Origin of the sequence: Dokdonia sp. Hel_I_63, assembly GCF_007827285.1 — a bacterium.
Lineage (GTDB): Bacteria > Bacteroidota > Bacteroidia > Flavobacteriales > Flavobacteriaceae > Dokdonia.
Genome location: NZ_VISD01000001.1, coordinates 446,014 through 467,079 on the forward strand (window position 1 = coordinate 446,014; position 21,066 = coordinate 467,079).

Here is a 21,066-nt window from a genome sequence, read left to right on the forward strand (position 1 = left end):
TATAAATTTTAAGTTGTTTTTTGTTAATATGAGAAAAAGGTTACCTTAGTCAAACACTAGATTTAACAGTAATTCACGGGCGAAAACGTTATAGTTCTACCCTCCAATTAAATTATATTATGAAAAAATATCTTCTAGGAACATTTTTATGCGCCTTTACACTCATTTCTTGTAAAACAGATCAAAAAAAAGAGGGTGATAACGCTTCCGCGAAAGCAAAAATTGAAAATACTCAAAAAGTAGCACCCGTTTTTAAACACTCGCTGGCTCAATGGTCACTTCACAAACCATTTCTTGATGGCACAATGAACCCAAAGAACTTCCCTCAAATTGCAAAAGATTTAGGCTTTACTGGTGTTGAATACGTAACACAATTATATCCAGAATTACAGGACAAGAGTGATTATGAAGAAAAAATAATGAACTGGGCTCGTGAAATGAAAGAGCAATCTGATGCAGCGGGAATAGATAATGTCATTATCATGGTAGATCGTGATGGAGAACTTGCTGATCCAGATAATTCAAAACGTGAAGAAGCTATTGCTGTACACAAATACTGGATGGATGCTGCTAGAATAATTGGCGCTCATTCTGTCCGTGCTAATCTTTTTGGAGAAGAAGACCCAAAAAAATGGCACGAATACTCTGTCTCATCATTAAGAGAGCTTAGTGCATATGGAGAAAAGGTAGGTGTAAATATTGTAATCGAAAATCATGGTGGATGGTCTAGTGACGGAGCAAAGCTGGCCGCTGTGATGACGGAAGTAGATTCTGATTATGCTGGTACATTACCTGATTTTGGAAATTTTTGTGTAAAAAGAGAAGGTGGAGCAAGATGGGGAGCGCCTTGTATAGAAGAGTATGACATTTATAAAGGTATCGTAGAACTTATGCCTTTTGCAAAAGGGGTATCTGCCAAGTCGTATAACTTTGATGAAAATGGTAACGAAACAAAACTAGACTATGCACGCATAATGCAAATCGTTGCAGATAGCGGTTTTGAAGGATATGTGGGTACAGAATATGAGGGACCACTAGAAGACCCAAAAGAAGGTATCGCACTTACAAAGGCACTTGTTCAAAAATCAATAGACAATCTTAAATAAGCAATATGAAATCAACGACTAAGTTTCAATTATCCTTTATGATGTTCCTCGAGTTTTTTATTTGGGGAGGTTGGTTTGTGACCTTAGGTACCTTTATGGGAAATAACCTTAATGCGGAGGGAGGAGAAATTGCAGCAGCATTTTCAACACAATCGTGGGGAGCAATAATTGCTCCATTTATTATTGGTCTTATTGCAGATCGATTTTTTAATGCAGAGCGCATTCTGGGAGTATTGCACCTTATAGGAGCGGTACTTATGTATATGATGTCACAAGCAACAGACTCGGCTGTGTTTTATCCGTATGTTTTAGGGTATATGATTGCTTATATGCCTACACTTGCGCTAGTGAACTCAGTTGCATTTAATCAAATGAAAGATCCTTCAAAAGATTTCCCATTCATCCGTGTTTGGGGAACTATAGGCTGGATACTGGCAGGACTATTAATCAGTTTTGCCTTTGGGTGGGACTCACAAGAGTCTATCGCTGCAGGATTACTTAAAAATACATTTGTAATGACTGCTATCGCATCTGCAGTGCTAGGTGTTTTTAGTTTTACTTTACCTAAAACACCACCTAGCTCAAAAGGAGAGAAAGCAAGTATTTCTGACATATTAGGTCTTGAAGCTTTGGGGTTACTTAAGGATAGAAATTTCTTAGTGTTTTTCCTTTCTTCTGTACTTATTTGTATTCCACTAGCTTTTTATTATCAAAATTTAAGTCCGTTCCTAACGGAGTCTGGTGTAGAAAAATCTACAGCCCTTGCCTCTATAGGTCAAGTATCTGAGGTAGTGTTTATGTTATTGCTTCCTTTCTTCTTTAAGAAGTTTGGGTTTAAGAAGACTATCCTCGTAGGAATGTTAGCGTGGACATTACGTTATTTATTATTTGCTTATGGTAACACAGGAGACCTTTTCTTTATGGTCGTTACAGGAATTGTTTTACATGGTATTTGCTATGACTTCTTCTTTGTATCTGGACAGATTTATACAGACAGCAAAGCTGGACCAAAAATTAAAAGTGCAGCTCAAGGGCTTATCACACTTGCTACTTACGGTGTAGGGATGTTAGTAGGTTTTTACGTGGCAGGAAAAATTACGGATGCAAATATTATAGGTGAAGGTCACGACTGGAACTCAGTATGGGTATTCCCAGCAATTTTTGCAGCAGCAGTATTTGTGATTTTTGCACTATTATTTAAGAGTGAGAAAATAGAATATACGGAGTAGTAGCAAGGTCTAAAAAAAGTCTTCCCCCTACCCTAAAAGGCAGACTTTTTTAAGAGAAATATTCATATACTCGATGTAATTAAAAATTAAAAAACACAACACAATGAGTAATAAAATAAGATGGGGCGTCTTAGGTGGCGGCGGAGATAGTTTAATAGGTGTGTTACACCGAGTGGCGGCTAGTATGTTTGATGCATACAAACTAGTAGGTGGTTCTTTTAATCCAGATATTGAAGTAAGCAAAGAATTTGCTGCTCAAATAGGCATCCCGACAGATCGTATTTATAAAGATTTAACGGAGCTTATAGAAAAAGAAACTGCCTTACCAGCAGACCAGCGTATACAGGTGGTGTCTATACTCACGCCTAACTTTTTACACTTCCCGATGGCAAAGCAGCTCCTAGAAGCTGGCTTTAACGTGATCTGTGAGAAGCCTATGACAATGACGCACGCAGAGGCGCTTGAGCTCGAGGCTATCCAAAAGAAGAATGGTAACGTATTTGGGCTTACACATACCTACACTGGCTACCCTATGGTACGCCAAATGAGGGAAATGATAGCAAATGGAGAACTAGGCGAGATACAAAAAGTAGACGCTCAGTATTACCAAGGCTGGATTAATAACCTCATACACGACAAGGATCAACGCAATAGCACCTGGCGTTTAATGCCCGAGAAATCTGGCATTTCTTGCTGTCTGGGTGATATAGGCGTTCACGCTTACCAGATGCTGGAGTTTGTCACTGGTAAGAAAATTAAATCTGTACTTGCAGACCTCAACCATCTGTATGCAGATAATGAGATGGACATAGACGGTACCGTATTACTGCGCCTAGATGAATACACAAAAGGAGTGTTACGCTCAAGCCAAATAGCAACAGGTGAAGAAAACAATTTTACCGTAGCTATTTATGGTACAAAAGCTGGACTCAAGTGGGAGCAAGAAAACCCCAACTATCTTTATTTATTAGAAGATGGACAACCTATGCGCGTGCTTAAACCAGGTCACGCTTATAACAGTGCGCTATCGCTAGATGGCACAAAACTACCTCCGGGACACCCAGAAGGTATTTTTGACGCGATGGGTAATATCTATAAAGGCGTTGCAAGGGCTATACGTGGAGAAGACTACAATTCAGGCGAGTTTCCGGGTATGACAGATGGCGTGCGAGGAATGAATTTTATAGAGAAAGCTGTGCAATCTCATCGTGATGGGAATGTGTGGGTGGATTTAGAGTAGTATAAGTACACTTTCGCGAAAGCGTAAAAAACAACAATTGAAAAGATTCTCGCCTTTGCGAGAATGAAAATAAAAATATCCAATGAAAACAATAAAAGGACCCGCAGTATTTCTCGCCCAGTTTATGGATGACAAAGCACCATTTAATTCGCTAGACGGATTGTGTAAATGGGCAGCAGACCTTGGATATAAAGGAATACAAATCCCAACTTGGGAAAATCGATTAATTGACCTCACCACGGCTGGAGAGAGTAAAACCTACTGTGATGAGCTTAAGGGTAAAGTAAATGACTATGGGCTTGAGATTACAGAGCTATCGACACACCTGCAGGGACAACTAGTTGCGGTACATCCTGCATACGATTTGATGTTTGATAACTTCGCTCCAGACGATTGTAAAAACAATCCAAAGAAGCGTACTGAGTGGGCTCGCAAGCAAGTAATAAGCGCTGCACACGCAAGTAAACATCTTGGGCTTGATGTGAGTGCTACGTTTAGTGGTTCGCTGCTTTGGCATACAATGCACCCTTGGCCACAACGTCCTGCAGGACTTGTTGAGATAGGGTTTGAGGAGCTAGCCAAACGCTGGTTACCTATACTAAATACTTATGATGAGTGTGGTGTAGATGTGGCTTATGAGATTCACCCTGGTGAAGATCTACACGACGGAGTGACTTTTGAACGTTTTCTAGAAGCTACAGGTAATCACAAGCGTTGTAATATCTTATATGACCCGAGTCACTTTGTATTACAGCAGCTAGATTACATCGCATATATAGACCATTATCACGAGTTTATAAAAGCCTTTCACGTAAAGGATTCTGAGTTTAAACCAGATGGGAGGCGTGGTACTTTTGGCGGTTACAGTGACTGGCAAGATCGCGCTGGGCGTTACCGCTCTCCAGGCGATGGACAGATAGACTTTAAAACCATATTTACAAAACTCACAGAATACGGTTGTGATGTTTGGGCAGTGATGGAGTGGGAATGTTGTGTAAAAAGTCCTGAGCAAGGAGCTCGAGAAGGTGCGCCTTTTATCGCTTCACATATTATTGAAGCAACACAAAAACGCTTTGATGATTTTGCAGGTGAAGATATTGATAAAGAGCAGTTGAAGAAGATACTTGGACTTTAAAACAGTATTATGAAAAAAACAATTTATATCGCAGCGGTGGCAATTTTCGCTTTAAGCTGTAAAGAAAAAGAAGTTACAACAGCACAAGAGGTTCAAGAAGTAGAAACAGTGACAGAAGCACCGGCAACCGCACTCTTCGACGGCTTTAACCTCAACGCTTGGAAAGGATATGGTACAGACGGTATGCACGACAACTGGACCATAGAAGATGGAGCAATGGCATTTACACCTGGGGAAGAAGGTGGTAAAAACATCATTACAAAAAACACCTATAAAAACTTTGAACTCAATCTCGAGTGGAAAGTTTCAGAAGGTGGTAACAGTGGCATCTTTTGGGGTGTAAAAGAATCGCCAGAGTTTAAAGAAGCTTATGAAACTGGCCCAGAGATACAAGTACTAGATGACGAGCGTCACCCAGATGCAATGGTTGCCAATGGCACACATAAAGCAGGGTCACTTTATGATATGATAAAACCTGCAGATGGTATGATCAATCCCGCAGGTGAGTGGAACAAAGTAACGCTTTCTATCAATCACGATAGTAACCTAGGTAAAGTAAGCCTTAACGGCAAAGAAGCATATACCTTCCCAGTAGATGGTGAAGAGTGGGATGCTATGGTTGCAAAGACTAAGTTTGCAGACTGGAAAGGCTTTGGGAAATACCAAGAAGGTCACATAGGTCTACAAGATCACGGAGACAAAGTATGGTACCGCAACATTACAATAAAAGAATTATAGATTATGAAATTATACCATTTAGGAATTATAGTAACAGCACTGACCATTACATCTTGTGGCTCAGGAAATGTGGGTAACGAACCTACAAAACCAGAACAAACAGAAGTATGGGGTCCAAAACCTGCAAAGGTTGCCATAAACGGGCAGACCGGTATCCCGAGTGATGCTGTGGTATTGTTTGACGGCACAAACCTCAACGCCTGGAAAAGTAAAAACGATGGCGGCGCTCCTAAGTGGACGATTAATCAAGACGGAAGTATGACCGTAAAGGATAAAACGGGAGATATTGTCACCAAAGAGGACTTCGGGAGCGTACAATTACACCTAGAATGGCGCAGTGATCCGAACAACACACAGACTAACCAAAACAGAAGTAATAGTGGCGTATTTTTTCAAGGCTTGTACGAAGTGCAAATCTTAAATAACAATGACAATGATACCTATGTAAATGGTATGGTGGGCTCTATTTACAAGCAAAAAGCACCAGACGTGATGGCTGCAAAACCTACAGGAGAGTGGAACACCTATGACATTGTCTTCCATGCGCCAGAATTTGACAGTGCAGGAAAAAGAACAAAAGCAGGTACGCTCACAGTATTACTCAATGGTGTACTTGTTCAAGATCACTATGAGTTACAAGGAAGCACAGAGTACATAGGCTACCCTAAAAACAACCCGCACGGTGACGGTCCTATCGTACTGCAAGATCACGGTGATAAGAGTGGTGTAGGGTATAGAAATATATGGTTACGTAAATTAGATTAATGGACTTCCCTACAATACTTACCACACTGGCACCAGCACTCATAAGTCTGGCATTATATATAAATACGCGTTACTTCCCACCGTCAATGGGTAACTCATTCTTAGCAAAATCTCCAGAATGGTGGATGAGAGATCAAGCCACTTGGAATAGTGCATACTCGTTTTTGGCTCAAAAATATGGCATAGGCACCATTGCGCTTTTTGCAATTTGCAGCTGTCTGTTCTTTCTTGAAAGCCCTTATGCAGCATACGGCGGTTATGTCGCACTTATCGCTTACGTGATTTTAGCAAATTACCAAGTGCGATCGTATATGACTGACAAAATAAAATAGCATTGTCTCGCTTTCGCGAAAATTTGATTGCATTCACCAGACGTCTTGAAGGATTGTTTTTAAGTACAACTTAAATGCTTTTAATTACAAGATTATGGTAATACAATTATGCTTTCGCGAAAGCGTACAAACCCCATTCATAATTAATAACTGAACCTTTATCTTTGCCGAATGATAAAATCGATGACTGGTTTTGGGAAAAGTGTACTACAACTTCCTGGAAAAAAAATTACAATAGAGATCAAATCGCTTAACAGCAAAAATCTAGATCTCAATGCTCGTATACCTTCTACCTATCGTGAGAAAGAACTTGCCCTGCGTAATATGGTTGCAAAAGCACTCGAGCGTGGTAAGATTGATGTAGGTCTGTATGTAGAAAGTACTGGAGAAAACACCAACACTGTGATTAATGGAACGGTGGTAAACGCTTATATGGCTCAGCTCTCTGATGCTGTGAGTGGTAACCCTAGTGAGACAGAACTTCTTAAAATGGCAATGCGCCTTCCTGATGCTTTAAAAACGGAACGTGAAGAGCTAGATGAAAATGAGTACACATCGATTGTATCAAATTTAGAGGAAGCACTTAAAGAAATAAATAAATACCGTCTAGACGAAGGAAACTCTCTTAAAGCAGAGTTTGAACTACGTATTGCAAACCTACAGCGCTTGCTGGAGGAGGTTATTATACTTGATGTAGATAGACTGAGTGATGTAAAAGTAAGGCTTGAAAAAGCTGTTTCTGATCTTAAAGTAAATGTAGATGAGAATCGCTTTGAGCAAGAGCTTATCTATTACCTAGAGAAATATGACATTACTGAGGAAAAAGTTCGCTTAAAGAATCACCTAGATTACTTTACAGAAGCACTAGAATCTGATGATTCTAACGGTAAGAAACTTGGCTTTATAGGCCAAGAAATAGGTCGTGAGATTAATACCGTTGGATCTAAGTCTAACTATGCACCGATGCAGCAGTTGGTAGTGCAAATGAAAGACGAACTAGAAAAAATAAAGGAGCAAGTTTTAAATGTACTCTAATGGCAAAGCAACCAGAAGATAATAATAGTGATCATCAAGGAAAGCTCATCGTATTTTCGGCACCTTCAGGAAGCGGAAAAACAACGATAGTAAGACACCTTCTAGCACAAGAAGAATTAAACCTTGAGTTTAGTATCTCTGCAACGAGTCGTGAGTCTCGTGGAGAAGAAAAAAATGGAAAGGACTATTATTTTATAGATCTCAAAGAATTTAAAAATCACATCAAGGCAGACGACTTTCTAGAGTGGGAAGAAGTATACCGTGATAACTTTTATGGAACATTGTGGAGCGAGGTACAACGTATCTGGGCCATGGGCAAACATGTGATTTTTGATATTGATGTAGTGGGAGGTTTACGTATCAAAAAGAAATTTCCAGATAAAACACTTGCTGTGTTTGTGAAACCACCTAGTGTAGACGAGCTTAAAATACGCCTCAAGAAGCGTAGCACAGAGAGTGAGGATAAGATTAACATGCGCATCGCAAAAGCTTCTGTAGAGCTCGCTACGGCACCACAGTTTGATTATATCATCCTTAATGACAATCTAGACAAAGCACTTAGCGAGGCAGTAACACTTGTTACTGATTTTGTAAAATAACATAGAGATGACATTACAAGATTTTAAAACCAAACTTGCTACTAGACCAAGCGAGATTGAGTTTACAGATACCATGGCGATTATAGAGTCACTATATACTTTTACGCCTAGCTCCTTTACAAATGGAGACATTCGTAATGAAAGCGGTGAGAACAATGGCTCTTGCAAGTTATTTGGTTTTGCAAAAGATCAAAGATTGAATAAAAGTGACACACTACACTGTTTTGGCGCATATTACAGAGAAGATGTTTTGAGCAATCCAAACGGCACAGATCATCAAAACATTAGAAACTTCATGCAGTACGGATGGGACGGTATCACATTTGATGCAAATCCTCTAAGCAAGAAATAATTTTTAAATACTACTCCATTGAAAATAGGTCTCTACTTCGGAACATTTAATCCTATTCACGTAGGGCATCTTGCGATTGCAAATCACATGGCAGAGTATAGCGACCTAGATAAAATCTGGATGGTCATCACGCCACACAATCCGTTTAAGAAAAAGAGTAGCTTACTAGATAACAATCATCGTTATCAGATGGTTTTAGAAGCTCTTGAAACGTATGATAAGATTGAACCTAGCAATATTGAATTCAATTTACCGCAACCTAACTATACGGTAAACACACTAGCTCATCTGGAAGAAAAGTATCCTAAGCACGAATTTTGCTTAATCATGGGGGAAGACAATCTTAAAAGTCTTCATAAGTGGAAAAACTACGAGGTGATTCTTGAGCGTCACGACATTTACGTATACCCTAGAATCTCTGAGGGCACGGTTGAAACACAGTTTGACAACCACTTAAAGATTCACAAAGTAGATGCTCCTATCATGGAAATCTCTTCTACAATGGTTCGCAAGGCTATTAAGGATGGTAAAAACATAAGACCTTTATTACCACCTGAGGTGCACACTTACATAGATCAAATGAACTTTTATAAATAGGTCATAAATGTATGTCTAAACGGGATTTGAGACATCAAAATAGTAAAGAAGCGACCTACTACGGTATCTTGATGGTTATTTCATTTCTTGTACACCTCGCTTTAAAACGCATAAAAGCTTCAGACAATGATTTACCTGATTTTCTCTTAGGATTTACGGTTGCCTTATTTATTGCATCTAGTATACTTACTATCATCAAATATCTCAAAGCTAGAAAGGAACCTCATAGCCCTAAGCTCGCTAAGGCTCGCGTTTTTGTAATTATAGCCGTTATTTTCTGGCTATTTTTCTTAATGAACCTTTCTAAAGAAGTTTTGGAGATTTTTAGTCAGCAAGCTTAACTATTACACATAAAAAAAGAACAAACATTCCAGACTATTGTCTTTCATATTTGTTCTCTTAAATAGTCTATAATAGCGCTTGAGCGCTTACTTCTATTTCTCTAAGTGAGGAATACGTAGTACTTGACCTGGGTAAATCTTATCTACATCCTTAAGCATAGGCTTGTTTGCTTCAAAGATTTGTGGGTACTTCATTGGGTCTCCGTACATCTCTTTTGAGATCTTGCTTAAAGAATCTCCTTTTTCAACTGTATAAAAACGAGCTTCTGGCTCTGGGTTCTCTACGGTAAGTCTATCATCTACTGTTGCTATTCCAGTAGAGTTTCCTACTACAAGGATTACCTTTTCTTTAGTTGCTTGATCATGTGCGCTTCCAGTAACTACAGCAACATCTCCGTCTATTGAGATATCAAGGTTATCAACATCAAGACCTAAGTCATTAATTGTTTCTGCCATGTTACTTGCTGCTTTAGCATTTGCCATTGCAATTTTTTCTTCGGCTACTGCTGCTTTTTCGGCTGCTTCTTCTGCATCTGTTTTTCCTATTCCAAAAACTTTTGCTCCTGCATTTTTAATGAATGAAAATAATCCCATAATTATAATATTTAGTTAGTGTTTTTATTGAGTACGGAAGTTACAAAAAAGCTAGACTTATCAATCTATTGTTATGATGACTTTAGTAAATCTCAACATATATTAACCCTTACCTAACATTTAGGTAAATTATCTATGTTTTTGTAAAATCTCATTCACATGAGCCACTTCCCAAAAAAAGAGAATCCTCACACTAAGTAACACTTAGGTAAGGATTCTCCAACTAAATAACCAACCAAAAATTTTTGAATCACACTGCCGTAGCTAGTGCGGTAATTATTACTTTTTAAGCGCTGCTGCCTTCTTTGCGGTAAGCGCTTTTATTTCTGCTTTAATGTCTGCCGTTTTCTTACGAAGTTTCGGCGCATTTTTACTCTTTCCATCTGTTGCTGTTCTAAACTGGATATACCCTCTACCTCTAAACTGGTAAGTAGTTCCCGTGTTTACTTGAAACAGCTCTATCGTTTCATCATCAATAACGGTAAGGTCAAAGAACTCATTGTCTGGAAAATTATAATCTAATGTTAAAGTCTTCAAGTAGAAATCTCCAGGCACATCATTTACATCGTAGATACCATCATAATCCCAAAAGATATTATTTATAGATGTACCACTACCATCTTCAGAGCTTCTAAAGTTGCCAGAAACCCCCGCAGGTAAAAACTGTAAGAAATTCTCATTATCAAAAGGGTTTATTGCTCCTTCTTCACTGGTATATATTTTTTCCCAAGCTTCAAATTCTTGCAAGAAGTAGTGGATGTTGTTATAGAAAACCAAGTCATAGTCAAAAGTGCTACGTTGGTATCCTACTAGAATATATACTGCTCCTGTAGACGGGTGAAATAACTCTATCTCATTGCTAGATAATACACGCACGTCAAAAGAATAATCTCCATCTAGATCATGATAAGCATCTAGCTCATACCCAAAAGTGTCATATGCTCCCACATCAATACCAAATCCTGCACCATTCTGACCTAGACCAGATAAGTTATTGTTTGCAAAGATGGTTCCGTTTCTAAAGGATACTGTAAATGCCTTTTGTAAAAATGGTACGGTAAGATTACCAGAAGAGGCATCGATATCTACATAAAATATTTCATACTGACTCAACACTTGATTAAGTGAAGGTCCATTATTTACTTCAACATAAGGATCTACTACTACGATCTCTTCTGTATAACAAGAAGTAAATAGGGCTGCGATAAGCGCTACTGCAAATAATTTTTTGATCGTTTTCATATTGTTTGTTTTTTGATTCCCTTAACAGTATTCAAACGGCGTGCCAAAAATATAAACAACTAATTATTAGATGGTTGTGTTTTAATTTCGCTTTCGCGAAAATGTTCTCAACCTCTTATAAGTGCATTATATATAAAGTACTCACTTACGATGAGAGCAACTAACTCATAACCAAACCTCTTAAAATATTTCAAGGATTACGTCAACTCAAACAACTTCCCAGGTAAAGGTCTTACCACTCCTTTAAGTTCCATCTGCAATAATATGCTCGCGATTTTAAAAGTGGGTAGCTTGCAGTTAAGAGCAATAATATCCATAAGCTCCTTTCCATTCTCGTTAAGGAATCGCCAAACGACCTTTTCTTCATCTGTAAGTTCTACAAAAAGTTGTTTTTGAACGGCTGGCTGCTGCTCTTCTTCTAGTTTCCAGTTAAGAATATACACAAGGTCGGCTGCGCTTGTCATGAGATTTGCTCGTTGTTGTTTGATGAGATTATTACATCCTAAACTTTGCTTATCGTCTGCTCGACCAGGTACTGCAAATACATCACGATTGTAGCCGTTTGCAAAATCTGCAGTTACAAGTGATCCTCCTTTCTCTGCAGATTCAATCACAATAGTAGCCTCAGAGAGGCCAGCTATAATCCGATTGCGCTGCAAGAAGTTAGTATGCACAAAACTACTACGACTCCAGAAATCTGTAACAAAACCGCCGTTTGTCTCTACTCCGCTCATGTACTTACTGTGTACTTTGGGATACACTTGATTGAGGCCGTGAGCAAGTACGCCTATGTTTTGTAAACCGTGGTCAATACACGCTTTGTGTGCTGTAATATCTACTCCATAAGCAAATCCAGAAATAATAAGCGGATTAAGCGGAGCTATCTCTTTTATGAACTTTTTTAAGAAATGTTCACCATAAGTGGTAATCTTACGAGTGCCCACAATACTAATAATTCGCGGATTATTCCAGTTAATGTTTCCTCGAGAAAAGAGCACAACAGGTCCATCTATACAATATTTCAACCGCTGTGGATAGTCTGGATCTGTGTAGGTAGTTGCCTTAATATCATTAGACTGTATGAAGGAAAGTTCTTCTTTCGCGAAAGCGTAATATTTCTCCTCACCAAAGGCGCTGAGTTTATGATTTCCTATCCCATCAATTTTGAGAAGCGTGTTTTTAGGCTGTTTTAGTACCTCCTCTGCACTCCCAAATTGTTGTATTAATTTCTTGATGGTCCCATCACCTAGATTAGGGGTATGCTGTAATGCAAGCAAGGAAAGTAATTCTTTTTCGGACATTAACTGTTGATTTTAAGACAACTAAGTAACAACTATTATATCTGTTAATAAAATAAATCACTAAATCTTGGAGGGCTATGCATTTTGATTAATTTTGAATTATGCAGTTAGATCAGTACATAAGCGATTTATTATATAGATATGAATGTGTGATATTACCTGGTTTTGGGGCGTTTTTGACTCAAATCCAGAGTGCACAGATTCACTCAACAACCCATGCCTTCTACCCGCCTAAGAAGAAACTTTCTTTTAACGCGCAACTTGTAGATAGCGATGGATTGCTAGCAAATTATATTTCTAAAACTGAGATGATACCTCATGAGGAAGCGAGTACTCGTATTAAATCATACGTGCGTTTTCTTTTTGACGGTCTTCACAAGGGAGAAGCACAGACACTATCAAACATAGGGACACTTTCTCTAGATGCAGAAAGCAGGTTACAGTTTGAGCCATCATACCACCTTAATTATCTTACAGATTCTTTTGGTCTTTCTTCATTTACCTCTCCAGAGATTTTAAGAGAAGTTTACAAAGAAGAAGTTACTGCTCTAGAAAGTACAACTCCTATAGCTTTTACCCCAGAACGCAAGGCAGCGAGCTCATGGGTGAAATATGCAGCTGCGGCTGTAATAGCTTTTGGACTTATAGGCGCTGTAGGATTTAACTATGTAAAAGATGTAGAGCAGCATAACTATGTTTCTCATCAAGAGGCAAAGGAGCAACTAGAAGATAAAATTCAAGAAGCTACTTTTGAAATACCTAATCCGCTACCAGCGATTAAGCTATCGCTTACTAAGCCTGTAGGAAGCTATCACATTGTTGCGGGAGCTTTCCGTATGGAAGAAAATGCACAAACACGTGTGGACCAACTTACAGAACAAGGCTTTAAAGCTCGCAAGATAGGGACTAATAAATATGGTCTTCATCAAGTAGTATATGGAAGCTATATAGACTCTCAAGAAGCACTGGCCGCGTTAAAGTCTATACGCAGTACGGATAACAAAGAAGCATGGCTTCTTGTGCAAGAAATGGAATAATCCTTTATTAGATTTTCATTTTTCACCTTTCGAGTTTGACGTACCTTTGCGCCAAAATTGAAATGTAATGGAAGCACGTACGCCTACTGATTCAAAAACAACACTAACAGATTTAGTCCTACCTAGTGAGACTAACCCTTTGGGTAATCTCTTTGGAGGTGAGTTACTCGCTCGTATGGATAGAGCTGCAAGTATTGCTGCAAGACGACACTCACGTCGTATTGTAGTAACTGCATCTGTAAACCACGTAGCCTTTAACCGCATGGTTCCCTTAGGAAGTGTAGTAACTGTAGAAGCAAAGATTTCTCGCGCCTTTAGGACCTCTATGGAGATAGTGATTGATGTGTGGATAGAAGACCGTGAGAGCGGCTTAAAATCACAGGCAAATGAAGCAATTTACACCTTTGTCGCCGTAGATGAGCAAGGAATTCCAGTTCTAGTACCACAAGTAATTCCAGAGTCTGATCTTGAGAAGAAACGATATGACGCTGCACTGCGACGTAAGCAATTATCTCTTGTGCTGGCTGGTAAAATGAAACCAGAAGATGCAACAGAGCTTAAAGCTTTATTTATATAACATAAAAAAAGCCTCCAATTGGAGGCTTTTTTTATACTTGTGGTTTACTATTACCACTTTTCTACTTCTTCTTTAATAGCTTCTTTGGTTTTTCCAGTTTTTTCTTGGATGCGACCTACAACTTCATCAAATTTTCCATCTGCAAATGTCTCATCGTCGTCAAAGTGCTTTCCGTATTTCTGTTTGAAATCTCCTTTTACTTGATTCCACTTTCCTTCTAGTTCTGTGCTGTTCATAATCTTCTTTTTTTAAGTTCACCACTAAACTACTTATAATGAGAGCCTTCTTGTTATAAGAGAATATTAAAAAGTGTTATGGTTGTGCTAAAGTTACTCAGATGTAGAATTTCAAGTACGCTTTCGCGAAAGCACAAAAAGAACATTACATATTAAGTACCCAGTCTGCTGGATTAAGCTTTGACGTATTTTTACGCACCGAAAATTTAAGAATACTCTTGCCACTAAAAGCGTTGCGCGTTACCTGACCTATCTCCTGTTTAAAAGAAATCTTATCTCCTTGTTTCACCTTAATGCTCTTAAGATTTGTATAGACAGTGAGGTAATCTCCATGACGTATAAAAACAGTGATAGTACCTCCTTGCATATCTTGTATCTGAGTAACCTCTCCTGCAAACACAGCTCTCACAGCTGCATCTGGATCTGTCTCGATATCTACACCACTATTAGTAAGTGTAATTCCTGGAAGCGTAGGGTGTGCAGATTTACCAAAGCGACGCGTCACTCTACCTCGCACTACTGGCCATATTAATCTACCTTTATTTCCAGAAAATTCTTTAGCAAGCGCAACCTCTGCAGGAGTCATAGCAAATGTCTTACTGCTAGCCGACTTTCCGGCTTTTTTATTACTCGCTGCAATAGCATCTGCAATGAGTTTATCTATTTGTCTGTCTATACGATCTGCCTCTTGTTGTTTTGTTTTAATCTGGGCAATGTAGCTACTTGATTTTTTACGAATCTCTTTTACAAGTTCGTCTTGACGTTCTTTCTCTTTATCAAGCTCTCTTCTAGCAATTCTATTTTCTGCAATAAGTGCTTCCTTATCGCCTTTTTGTTTCACTAGCTTCTTGTTTGTTTCTTGAATGAGTGTGGTGCGCTCCTTAATCTGCAAGCCTTGTTTCTTTCGGTAATTTGCATACTGCTTCATGTATTGCGTACGCTTATATGCTTGCTTAAAACTCTCACTAGATAAGAGAAACATAATCTTACTTTGACCACTCTTGCTTTTATAAGACTTACGAATCATATCACTATAATCCTCCTTGAGAATGGCAAGTTCCTTACGTAAGTTTTCCATTTTCTCGAGGTTTTCATTAATCTCTCGAGTAAGTAAATTAGCCTGACTATTAGTAACTTTTATAAGATCTGAACGCAGTCTAATTTTTGTATCAAGATCTTCTACTTGTGTGAGGATAGAAACCTCTTTCTTTTTATTTGTTTCTCGCAAGCGTTGCAACTGCTGCATTTCCTTTTTAAGAGCCTCTCTGCGCTGTTCTAACTGTCTTTGCTTTGCAGATTGCCCAAGAGCTGCCTGTGACATAAATAACGTCAAGAAACAGCTTGCAATAAAGATGTATGCGAACTTACCTTTTTGCATTGAGCTTGATTTCTTGGTATCCAGAAGGAATAGAAAATGGCATGCGTACCTCTCCGTTTAAATCTATATCACGATACTCTATTTGTACTTGAAACTGGTTTTTACCATCATCTGCAAGGATGTCTAATAAGAATGGAAATATCTTGGTTCCTACTTCTTTATAATCGCCATAAGCAATATCAAGCGATCCTCCATTATCCTTTTGCTCTATACGTTGCTCTTGTGTAACAAAGTTTTGAGTATTAATGCCAAAAAATAGATTGACTTCATCCAGTTGCTTTCTCGGGATAACTTCGTAGCCATTTTGAGTTTCTTTAAACGTGTACTTACCTTCTCTCAAGTCATACACTGTTTGCCCAGTGAGTAAACGCTGCAGTTGGAAAAAGTCTATTTCTACACCTAGATACTGACTTAAAAATGCAAAATCCCCATCAAAGTATTGATTGTTGAGCTTATCATAAAACTGCACTTTTTGTGGAGTTATTAAAGCACGAGCACCAGAAAAGCCTATCAATGAGGCATTCATCCAGATTTGCTTATCCTTTTCAATACGGATTGTAAGAGTAACTGTAGGCTTTGTTCCTTTTTTATCTCTATACTTAATTTTTGTACGAGCATCAAAAGTTGTAAAATCTATCGCATTATTATAATATTCCTTTACAAGACGCTTAGAAGAAATATCTTCTACTGTCTCTGTGGTAGTAACTTTCTTTGCACCACCGCAACTTGCGAGCACTATTACTAATAATATGTAGCCTAGCTTCTTCATTAATTTCCTTGTGCTTTAAGTTCTTTTACCTTGCTGTAATAACGGGCTGCTTTTGCAACATCACCATCACCCGTGTGTGCATCTCCCAGCTGTTTGTAAAAGTCCATCTCCATGATCAAATCTTCAATAATATAATCTACACCAAGTTCCAGCTGATCAATAGCAGCTTTGAACTTACCTTGTTTATTTAATGCTACGCCATAAGTAAGATACAATAACGGCTGCGATGGATATAAATCAAGACCATCTGCCACTACATCTTCTACTTTTTCAAAACTACCAGCGTCTAGCAATAATAAACTTGTGTTTTTTATCAGTTCGAGATTTTCTGGCTCACTATCTAACGCTTTAGTAAGGTATGGCAATGCCTTCGCTTTATTTCCTTTTTGAATGTAATACGTAGCTAGTTCTTGATAAATATTTGCATCTGCTACTTGCGTGTCAAAAATTGCAATGGCTCGCTCTAGCTCCGGCTCGTACTTTGGGTTTCTATTTACAAAGAGCACAAAGTCATTAAGCACGCGATGCTTCGCTGGCGGACTCATACGCGTACTCTCAAGCACCTTTTGCATAGAGGTAATTGCTTCATCTATCTTCCCATCATTAAGGTTAAACTTGTATAAAGCTAGGTGAACTTCGTCTGCATATGGATTTACTTTTTGTAGGTCAATTGCAGTTTCATATGCCTTTTGCGTGTCGCCTTGCTCACTATACAATAATATAAGTTTGAGATACTCCGCCTCGCTCTTTGGGTTTGAAGCAATATTCTTTTCTATCTCCTTTACCTGTCTATTTGTATTACCAGAAAGCGCATATAATTTACTCTTTAATCGATCTCGATATATGTCACTTCCTATCTCATCATCTAGCTCTTCAATGAGGTCAAGAGCTTCTTCGTATCGCTTTGTGCTTGTGTAGATACGCGCTAGATCTTCCTTGTACTGCACATCAAACTCGATGAGCTTTTTTACTGTAGTAGCTGCAGCGTCATAATCTTGCTGCTGGAAATGGACTTCATATAAAGCCTCTAAAACATCTACATCATTAGGTTTGATACCTAAGTACGTATTAAAATCTGATGCAGCCTCATCATAGTTTTTGAGAAACACTTGGTTTTTACCTCTCTCAAAATATAATATGGCAAGCTCAGGTTCTACAGCGATACACTTATTTAATGATGTGATGGCGCGTTCATAGTTTTCAATCCCCTTTTGCTTAAGAGCTTCAAAAAAAGCAGTTTGAAAAGCGTCTGACACGTCACCTAAGTCATCTACATTCTCATCTGCAAAAGGTGTAACCTCTTGCGGTTGCTGTGCATAAGTACGCTTTCGCGAAAGCATAAAAAGCACCGTCAGTATGAGTATGTAAATTCCTTTGTTCATCACTTTATATTATTTCATCACTGTGTAGTCTCCAAGACTTACACGCGTGTGCTCTCCGTTGTACTGTACTTTATTACCAATCATCGCTTCTGTCCACTGTGCATTTTTGATTACACTATCTTTCTGAATTAAGCTATGGCTTATAGTACTGTCTTCAATAGTTGTGCCAGCTCCAATCGCAACACCTGGACCTATGGTACAGTTTTTAAGAACTACATTTTCACCAATAAAACAAGGCTCAATAATCGTTGAGTTCTCATTTTTTACAGAATCTGCAATTAGTTGCTCCTCTTTTTCATCGTGTAAAAACTGTAACATCTTAGAATTAGTATCTATAGCTACTTCTTTATTACCACAATCCATCCACTCTGTAACAGTTCCAGTTTTGAAAATACATCCTTCGGCCATCATTTTCTTAATACCATCGTTGATCTGGTATTCACCTCCATTCATTAGATTTTCATCTAACACTTCTTGAAGCTTCTCTTTAAGAACGGCTACATCCTTAAAATAATATATTCCTATAACGGCTTGATCAGATACAAATGTTTCTGGCTTTTCTACAAGCTCTACAATTTCTTCTTTATTGTTAAGTTTTACAACTCCGTAAGCCTCCGGATTAGGCACTTTCTTAGTCCATATAACACTATCTGCCTCTGGATCTAGCTCCAGATCTGCACGTATTAGTGCATCTGCATATGCAATTACCGCAGGACCGGTTAAAGAAGGCTCTGCACTCATGATTGCGTGACCAGTTCCTAATGGTGCTCCCTGACGATAAATAGACGCCCTTGCTCCAAGACTCTCTGCAAGTTCCTCAAGTTGTGCAATCACAGCATCACCAAAAAATGTAGGATCACCAAGTATAAATGCAATCTCATCTACTGGTTGCTTTAAAATTTTGGCAATATCACGCACTAAACGATGCACAATAGGAGCTCCAGCTACAGGAATTAATGGTTTAGGTATGGTTAAACTATGTGGTCTTAATCTTGAGCCGAGTCCGGCCATTGGTACTATTATCTTCATCTTTTATAAATCTTTACTTAATCCATTTACATGGAGTTTAATACTTATTTCTTTTCGAGTGAGCAATTCCTACCTGCGTAGAAATTTATTTTACCCCTGTACTCCCAAAACCGCCTTCACCACGATCTGTGGTTGAAAGCTCTGTAACTTCTTCCCATTGTCCTTGCTCGTGCTTTGCAATAACCATCTGTGCAATGCGTTCACCGTTTTCAATTGTAAACGGCTCATTAGATAGATTCACAAGAATTACTCCTACTTCTCCTCTATAATCTGCATCTATGGTTCCTGGAGCGTTAAGTACAGTGATTCCTTTTTTGGCAGCTAGTCCGCTACGTGGTCTTACTTGTGCCTCAACACCTATAGGAAGTTCCATAAATATTCCGGTAGGAACAATGGCTCTTTCTAATGAACCTATCGTGATTGACTCTGTGATATTTGCACGTAAATCCATTCCTGCACTAGCAATGGTTTCATAGTGAGGAAGTGCGTGTTCACTTTTATTAATTACTTTAATCTTCATTATAATCTATTTCAATTCCGCAGCTGCGGTGTTTTTATTAAACTAAGAGTTGACTTTATTTTCTTTTCAATAATCTTAATAAAAGCTCTTTTTCGCGAAAGCTAATAAAGCCTATTAGTACTACAATCATACCGACTCCTACAAGATACAATGGCAAGCTCCCAACACCAAAATAATCTCTAAAACCATAGAAGAACACACAAGAAAATGTAATACTCATGACTAGATACAAAAGTATATTTTTTACATCATAAGGAACTGCTAAATGTTTGCGTCCCATGAGATACGACACAATCATCATTAATCCGTATGCGCTGCAGGTTGCAATTGCGCTCGCGAGATATCCTATTCTAGGTATTAACGTTACATTTATAACAATAGTGAGAATAGCACCGCCAACAGAAATGTATGCACCATACCTAGTTTTATCTGTCACTTTATACCATACGGACAGCGTTTGATAAATTCCAAAAAAGAGGTATGCTACGAGAATGAGTGGCACGATGTACATGCCTTCCCAGTACTCTTCTCCATCGAGCAACATCACTTTTACAACGTCTACGAGGACCACATAAGCAAATAATGCAATAGAGCCTAAGACTACGAATGCCTTTGTAATCTGAGCATACATGACTTGTGCATTTTCATTTTTTGCTTCGCTAAAAAAGAAAGGTTCAATCCCTATTCTAAATGCAGTAGCAAACAAAGTCATGCCAATGGATAGTTTATAGCAGGCTCCATAAATAGCCACTTCCCCTTTGGCAATATCTTCTGGTAGTAATTTTTCTAATAAGATCTTATCAAAAGATTCATTTATTGCAAAAGCAAGCCCTGCTAACAATATAGGTGCTCCATACGTAACCATCTTCTTCCACAAGCCTACGTCAAAAGACCACTTTACAAAATATGGCTTGATTACAATTAAAAAAGTGAGAACACTTGGTAAACAAAATGCTATGAAAACGAGCTCTATCTTATCTGAAGGTAACCAACTAGAAACACCATCTAAACCAGGTAGCCATACTAGTAATATTACAGAGAGTCCTGTTGAGATTACAACATTGAGCAATTTTATAAATGCATATGTTCCCGACTTCTTTTGCGCTCTCATGTATGCAAAAGGGATTACGGTAAGCGTATCAAATGCAATAATTAGTATCACCCACCTCCAGTACGTAGCAGGAACGTCGGATATTTGAGATAGCGTATCAATACCCAAAAATGCTATAATCGTGAATGCAACTGTAGAAACCAGTAAGGCTATAAGGGATGTAGATAGCGTCTTAGCACTATACTTATCATCATTAAAAAATCTAAAAAAAGCTGTTTCCATACCATACGTAAGAAGCACGTTGAGTATCATCACATAAGAAAATACGATAGTCACTTCTCCAAAGGCCTCCTTGTCTGGTAAATATCCAGTATAGAGACGTGTGAGTAGAGCCGTAAGAACGCGCGGTAATACCGTCGCGAGACCATACACAAAGGTGTGTTTGAAAAGGCTTTTAAGAGAACTCAAATAATTATGTATT

General features: G+C 38.5%; 24 protein-coding genes. 14 read left to right on the plus strand and 10 right to left on the minus strand.

The features are described from left to right. Positions 1–119: 119 nt before the first annotated feature. The 12 genes from JM84_RS01975 to JM84_RS02030 all read left to right on the plus strand — a co-directional run bounded on the left by JM84_RS01975 (position 120) and on the right by JM84_RS02030 (position 9,469). Positions 120–1,106: a sugar phosphate isomerase/epimerase family protein gene (locus JM84_RS01975; RefSeq protein WP_144782474.1), complete on the plus strand. Its 987-nt coding sequence runs from the start codon at positions 120–122 to the stop codon at positions 1,104–1,106. A gap of 5 nt (positions 1,107–1,111) precedes the next feature. After that, a complete protein-coding gene (locus tag JM84_RS01980) occupies positions 1,112–2,335 on the plus strand; it encodes a nucleoside permease (RefSeq protein WP_144782476.1) in 1,224 nt (407 codons plus the stop codon). Positions 2,336–2,438: 103 nt separating this feature from the next. Further along, on the plus strand, positions 2,439–3,575 hold the full coding sequence (locus JM84_RS01985; RefSeq protein WP_144782478.1) for a Gfo/Idh/MocA family protein: 1,137 nt from the start codon (positions 2,439–2,441) through the stop codon (positions 3,573–3,575). An 82-nt stretch (positions 3,576–3,657) separates the two neighbouring features. Beyond that, complete coding sequence (locus JM84_RS01990; protein WP_144782480.1) at positions 3,658–4,710, plus strand: sugar phosphate isomerase/epimerase family protein; 1,053 nt, start codon at positions 3,658–3,660, stop codon at positions 4,708–4,710. A 9-nt stretch (positions 4,711–4,719) separates the two neighbouring features. Then, positions 4,720–5,448, plus strand: a complete 729-nt coding sequence (locus JM84_RS01995; protein WP_144782482.1) for a DUF1080 domain-containing protein — start codon at positions 4,720–4,722, stop codon at positions 5,446–5,448. Between the two features lie 3 nt (positions 5,449–5,451). Next, positions 5,452–6,213 carry a DUF1080 domain-containing protein gene (locus tag JM84_RS02000; protein WP_013750740.1) on the plus strand — a complete coding sequence of 254 codons (762 nt, stop codon included), beginning with the start codon at positions 5,452–5,454 and terminating at the stop codon, positions 6,211–6,213. Next, on the plus strand, positions 6,213–6,545 hold the full coding sequence (locus JM84_RS02005) for a hypothetical protein (protein WP_013750739.1): 333 nt from the start codon (positions 6,213–6,215) through the stop codon (positions 6,543–6,545). The genes JM84_RS02000 and JM84_RS02005 overlap by 1 nt, the downstream gene beginning before the upstream one ends. A 171-nt stretch (positions 6,546–6,716) precedes the next feature. Next, entirely contained in the window at positions 6,717–7,580 is an 864-nt protein-coding gene (locus JM84_RS02010) for a YicC/YloC family endoribonuclease (protein WP_041295642.1), read from the plus strand. Further along, positions 7,580–8,179 carry a guanylate kinase gene (gmk, locus tag JM84_RS02015; RefSeq protein ID WP_013750737.1) on the plus strand — a complete coding sequence of 200 codons (600 nt, stop codon included), beginning with the start codon at positions 7,580–7,582 and terminating at the stop codon, positions 8,177–8,179. The genes JM84_RS02010 and gmk overlap by 1 nt, the downstream gene beginning before the upstream one ends. A 7-nt stretch (positions 8,180–8,186) precedes the next feature. Further along, positions 8,187–8,531, plus strand: coding sequence for a HopJ type III effector protein (locus tag JM84_RS02020; protein ID WP_144782484.1), 345 nt, complete (start codon positions 8,187–8,189; stop codon positions 8,529–8,531). Positions 8,532–8,549: 18 nt separating this feature from the next. Then, a complete protein-coding gene (nadD, locus tag JM84_RS02025) occupies positions 8,550–9,128 on the plus strand; it encodes a nicotinate (nicotinamide) nucleotide adenylyltransferase (protein ID WP_144782486.1) in 579 nt (192 codons plus the stop codon). Between the two features lie 11 nt (positions 9,129–9,139). Further along, positions 9,140–9,469: a hypothetical protein gene (locus JM84_RS02030; RefSeq protein ID WP_144782488.1), complete on the plus strand. Its 330-nt coding sequence runs from the start codon at positions 9,140–9,142 to the stop codon at positions 9,467–9,469. 93 nt (positions 9,470–9,562) lie between these two features. Here the strand turns inward: JM84_RS02030 and lysM are convergent, their stop codons facing one another. From lysM to dprA, 3 genes are all read right to left on the minus strand, one after another. Continuing rightward, complete coding sequence (lysM, locus tag JM84_RS02035) at positions 9,563–10,063, minus strand: peptidoglycan-binding protein LysM (RefSeq protein WP_013750733.1); 501 nt, start codon at positions 10,061–10,063, stop codon at positions 9,563–9,565. A 279-nt stretch (positions 10,064–10,342) separates the two neighbouring features. Beyond that, positions 10,343–11,305, minus strand: a complete 963-nt coding sequence (locus tag JM84_RS02040) for a nicotinic acid mononucleotide adenyltransferase (RefSeq protein WP_144782490.1) — start codon at positions 11,303–11,305, stop codon at positions 10,343–10,345. Positions 11,306–11,502: 197 nt separating this feature from the next. Further along, on the minus strand, positions 11,503–12,606 hold the full coding sequence (gene dprA / locus JM84_RS02045) for a DNA-processing protein DprA (RefSeq protein ID WP_144782492.1): 1,104 nt from the start codon (positions 12,604–12,606) through the stop codon (positions 11,503–11,505). Between the two features lie 101 nt (positions 12,607–12,707). On the opposite strand from dprA, the gene JM84_RS02050 reads away from it, so the two are divergent. After that, the gene (locus JM84_RS02050; RefSeq protein ID WP_144782494.1) at positions 12,708–13,643 is read left to right on the plus strand and encodes an SPOR domain-containing protein; all 936 of its coding nucleotides are present in this window, start codon (positions 12,708–12,710) and stop codon (positions 13,641–13,643) included. A gap of 67 nt (positions 13,644–13,710) precedes the next feature. Further along, a complete protein-coding gene (locus JM84_RS02055; RefSeq protein ID WP_013750729.1) occupies positions 13,711–14,220 on the plus strand; it encodes an acyl-CoA thioesterase in 510 nt (169 codons plus the stop codon). Positions 14,221–14,270: 50 nt separating this feature from the next. Here the strand turns inward: JM84_RS02055 and JM84_RS02060 are convergent, their stop codons facing one another. From JM84_RS02060 to JM84_RS02090, 7 genes are all read right to left on the minus strand, one after another. Then, positions 14,271–14,456, minus strand: coding sequence for a CsbD family protein (locus tag JM84_RS02060; protein WP_013750728.1), 186 nt, complete (start codon positions 14,454–14,456; stop codon positions 14,271–14,273). Between the two features lie 145 nt (positions 14,457–14,601). After that, on the minus strand, positions 14,602–15,834 hold the full coding sequence (locus JM84_RS02065) for a murein hydrolase activator EnvC family protein (RefSeq protein ID WP_144782496.1): 1,233 nt from the start codon (positions 15,832–15,834) through the stop codon (positions 14,602–14,604). Beyond that, a complete protein-coding gene (locus JM84_RS02070) occupies positions 15,821–16,603 on the minus strand; it encodes a DUF4292 domain-containing protein (RefSeq protein WP_144782498.1) in 783 nt (260 codons plus the stop codon). Before JM84_RS02070 ends, JM84_RS02065 begins: the two co-directional genes overlap by 14 nt. Continuing rightward, the gene (locus tag JM84_RS02075) at positions 16,603–17,985 is read right to left on the minus strand and encodes a tetratricopeptide repeat protein (protein WP_144782500.1); all 1,383 of its coding nucleotides are present in this window, start codon (positions 17,983–17,985) and stop codon (positions 16,603–16,605) included. Before JM84_RS02075 ends, JM84_RS02070 begins: the two co-directional genes overlap by 1 nt. A gap of 9 nt (positions 17,986–17,994) precedes the next feature. After that, positions 17,995–19,014 carry a sugar phosphate nucleotidyltransferase gene (locus tag JM84_RS02080; RefSeq protein WP_144782502.1) on the minus strand — a complete coding sequence of 340 codons (1,020 nt, stop codon included), beginning with the start codon at positions 19,012–19,014 and terminating at the stop codon, positions 17,995–17,997. A gap of 85 nt (positions 19,015–19,099) precedes the next feature. Next, positions 19,100–19,534, minus strand: a complete 435-nt coding sequence (dut, locus tag JM84_RS02085) for a dUTP diphosphatase (protein ID WP_144782504.1) — start codon at positions 19,532–19,534, stop codon at positions 19,100–19,102. Positions 19,535–19,589: 55 nt separating this feature from the next. Further along, positions 19,590–21,053 (minus strand): lipopolysaccharide biosynthesis protein, encoded by a 1,464-nt coding sequence (locus JM84_RS02090; RefSeq protein WP_041295640.1) that lies wholly within the window; start codon positions 21,051–21,053, stop codon positions 19,590–19,592. Between the last annotated feature and the right edge of the window lie 13 nt (positions 21,054–21,066).

Bases quoted from the DNA above. Each gene is read 5' to 3' on its own strand.
- JM84_RS02075 (WP_144782500.1), bottom strand. From the start codon at position 17,985: ATGAACAAAGGAATTTACATACTCATACTGACGGTGCTTTTTATGCTT.
- JM84_RS01990 (WP_144782480.1), top strand. From the start codon at position 3,658: ATGAAAACAATAAAAGGACCCGCAGTATTTCTCGCCCAGTTTATGGAT.
- JM84_RS02065 (WP_144782496.1), bottom strand. From the start codon at position 15,834: ATGCAAAAAGGTAAGTTCGCATACATCTTTATTGCAAGCTGTTTCTTG.
- JM84_RS02050 (WP_144782494.1), top strand. From the start codon at position 12,708: ATGCAGTTAGATCAGTACATAAGCGATTTATTATATAGATATGAATGT.
- JM84_RS02060 (WP_013750728.1), bottom strand. From the start codon at position 14,456: ATGAACAGCACAGAACTAGAAGGAAAGTGGAATCAAGTAAAAGGAGAT.
- JM84_RS01995 (WP_144782482.1), top strand. From the start codon at position 4,720: ATGAAAAAAACAATTTATATCGCAGCGGTGGCAATTTTCGCTTTAAGC.
- JM84_RS01985 (WP_144782478.1), top strand. From the start codon at position 2,439: ATGAGTAATAAAATAAGATGGGGCGTCTTAGGTGGCGGCGGAGATAGT.
- dut (WP_144782504.1), bottom strand. From the start codon at position 19,534: ATGAAGATTAAAGTAATTAATAAAAGTGAACACGCACTTCCTCACTAT.
- JM84_RS02000 (WP_013750740.1), top strand. From the start codon at position 5,452: ATGAAATTATACCATTTAGGAATTATAGTAACAGCACTGACCATTACA.
- dprA (WP_144782492.1), bottom strand. From the start codon at position 12,606: ATGTCCGAAAAAGAATTACTTTCCTTGCTTGCATTACAGCATACCCCT.
- JM84_RS01980 (WP_144782476.1), top strand. From the start codon at position 1,112: ATGAAATCAACGACTAAGTTTCAATTATCCTTTATGATGTTCCTCGAG.
- JM84_RS02055 (WP_013750729.1), top strand. From the start codon at position 13,711: ATGGAAGCACGTACGCCTACTGATTCAAAAACAACACTAACAGATTTA.
- JM84_RS02020 (WP_144782484.1), top strand. From the start codon at position 8,187: ATGACATTACAAGATTTTAAAACCAAACTTGCTACTAGACCAAGCGAG.
- JM84_RS02040 (WP_144782490.1), bottom strand. From the start codon at position 11,305: ATGAAAACGATCAAAAAATTATTTGCAGTAGCGCTTATCGCAGCCCTA.
- JM84_RS02070 (WP_144782498.1), bottom strand. From the start codon at position 16,603: ATGAAGAAGCTAGGCTACATATTATTAGTAATAGTGCTCGCAAGTTGC.
- JM84_RS01975 (WP_144782474.1), top strand. From the start codon at position 120: ATGAAAAAATATCTTCTAGGAACATTTTTATGCGCCTTTACACTCATT.
- JM84_RS02010 (WP_041295642.1), top strand. From the start codon at position 6,717: ATGATAAAATCGATGACTGGTTTTGGGAAAAGTGTACTACAACTTCCT.
- JM84_RS02005 (WP_013750739.1), top strand. From the start codon at position 6,213: ATGGACTTCCCTACAATACTTACCACACTGGCACCAGCACTCATAAGT.
- lysM (WP_013750733.1), bottom strand. From the start codon at position 10,063: ATGGGATTATTTTCATTCATTAAAAATGCAGGAGCAAAAGTTTTTGGA.
- JM84_RS02030 (WP_144782488.1), top strand. From the start codon at position 9,140: ATGTCTAAACGGGATTTGAGACATCAAAATAGTAAAGAAGCGACCTAC.
- JM84_RS02080 (WP_144782502.1), bottom strand. From the start codon at position 19,014: ATGAAGATAATAGTACCAATGGCCGGACTCGGCTCAAGATTAAGACCA.
- gmk (WP_013750737.1), top strand. From the start codon at position 7,580: ATGGCAAAGCAACCAGAAGATAATAATAGTGATCATCAAGGAAAGCTC.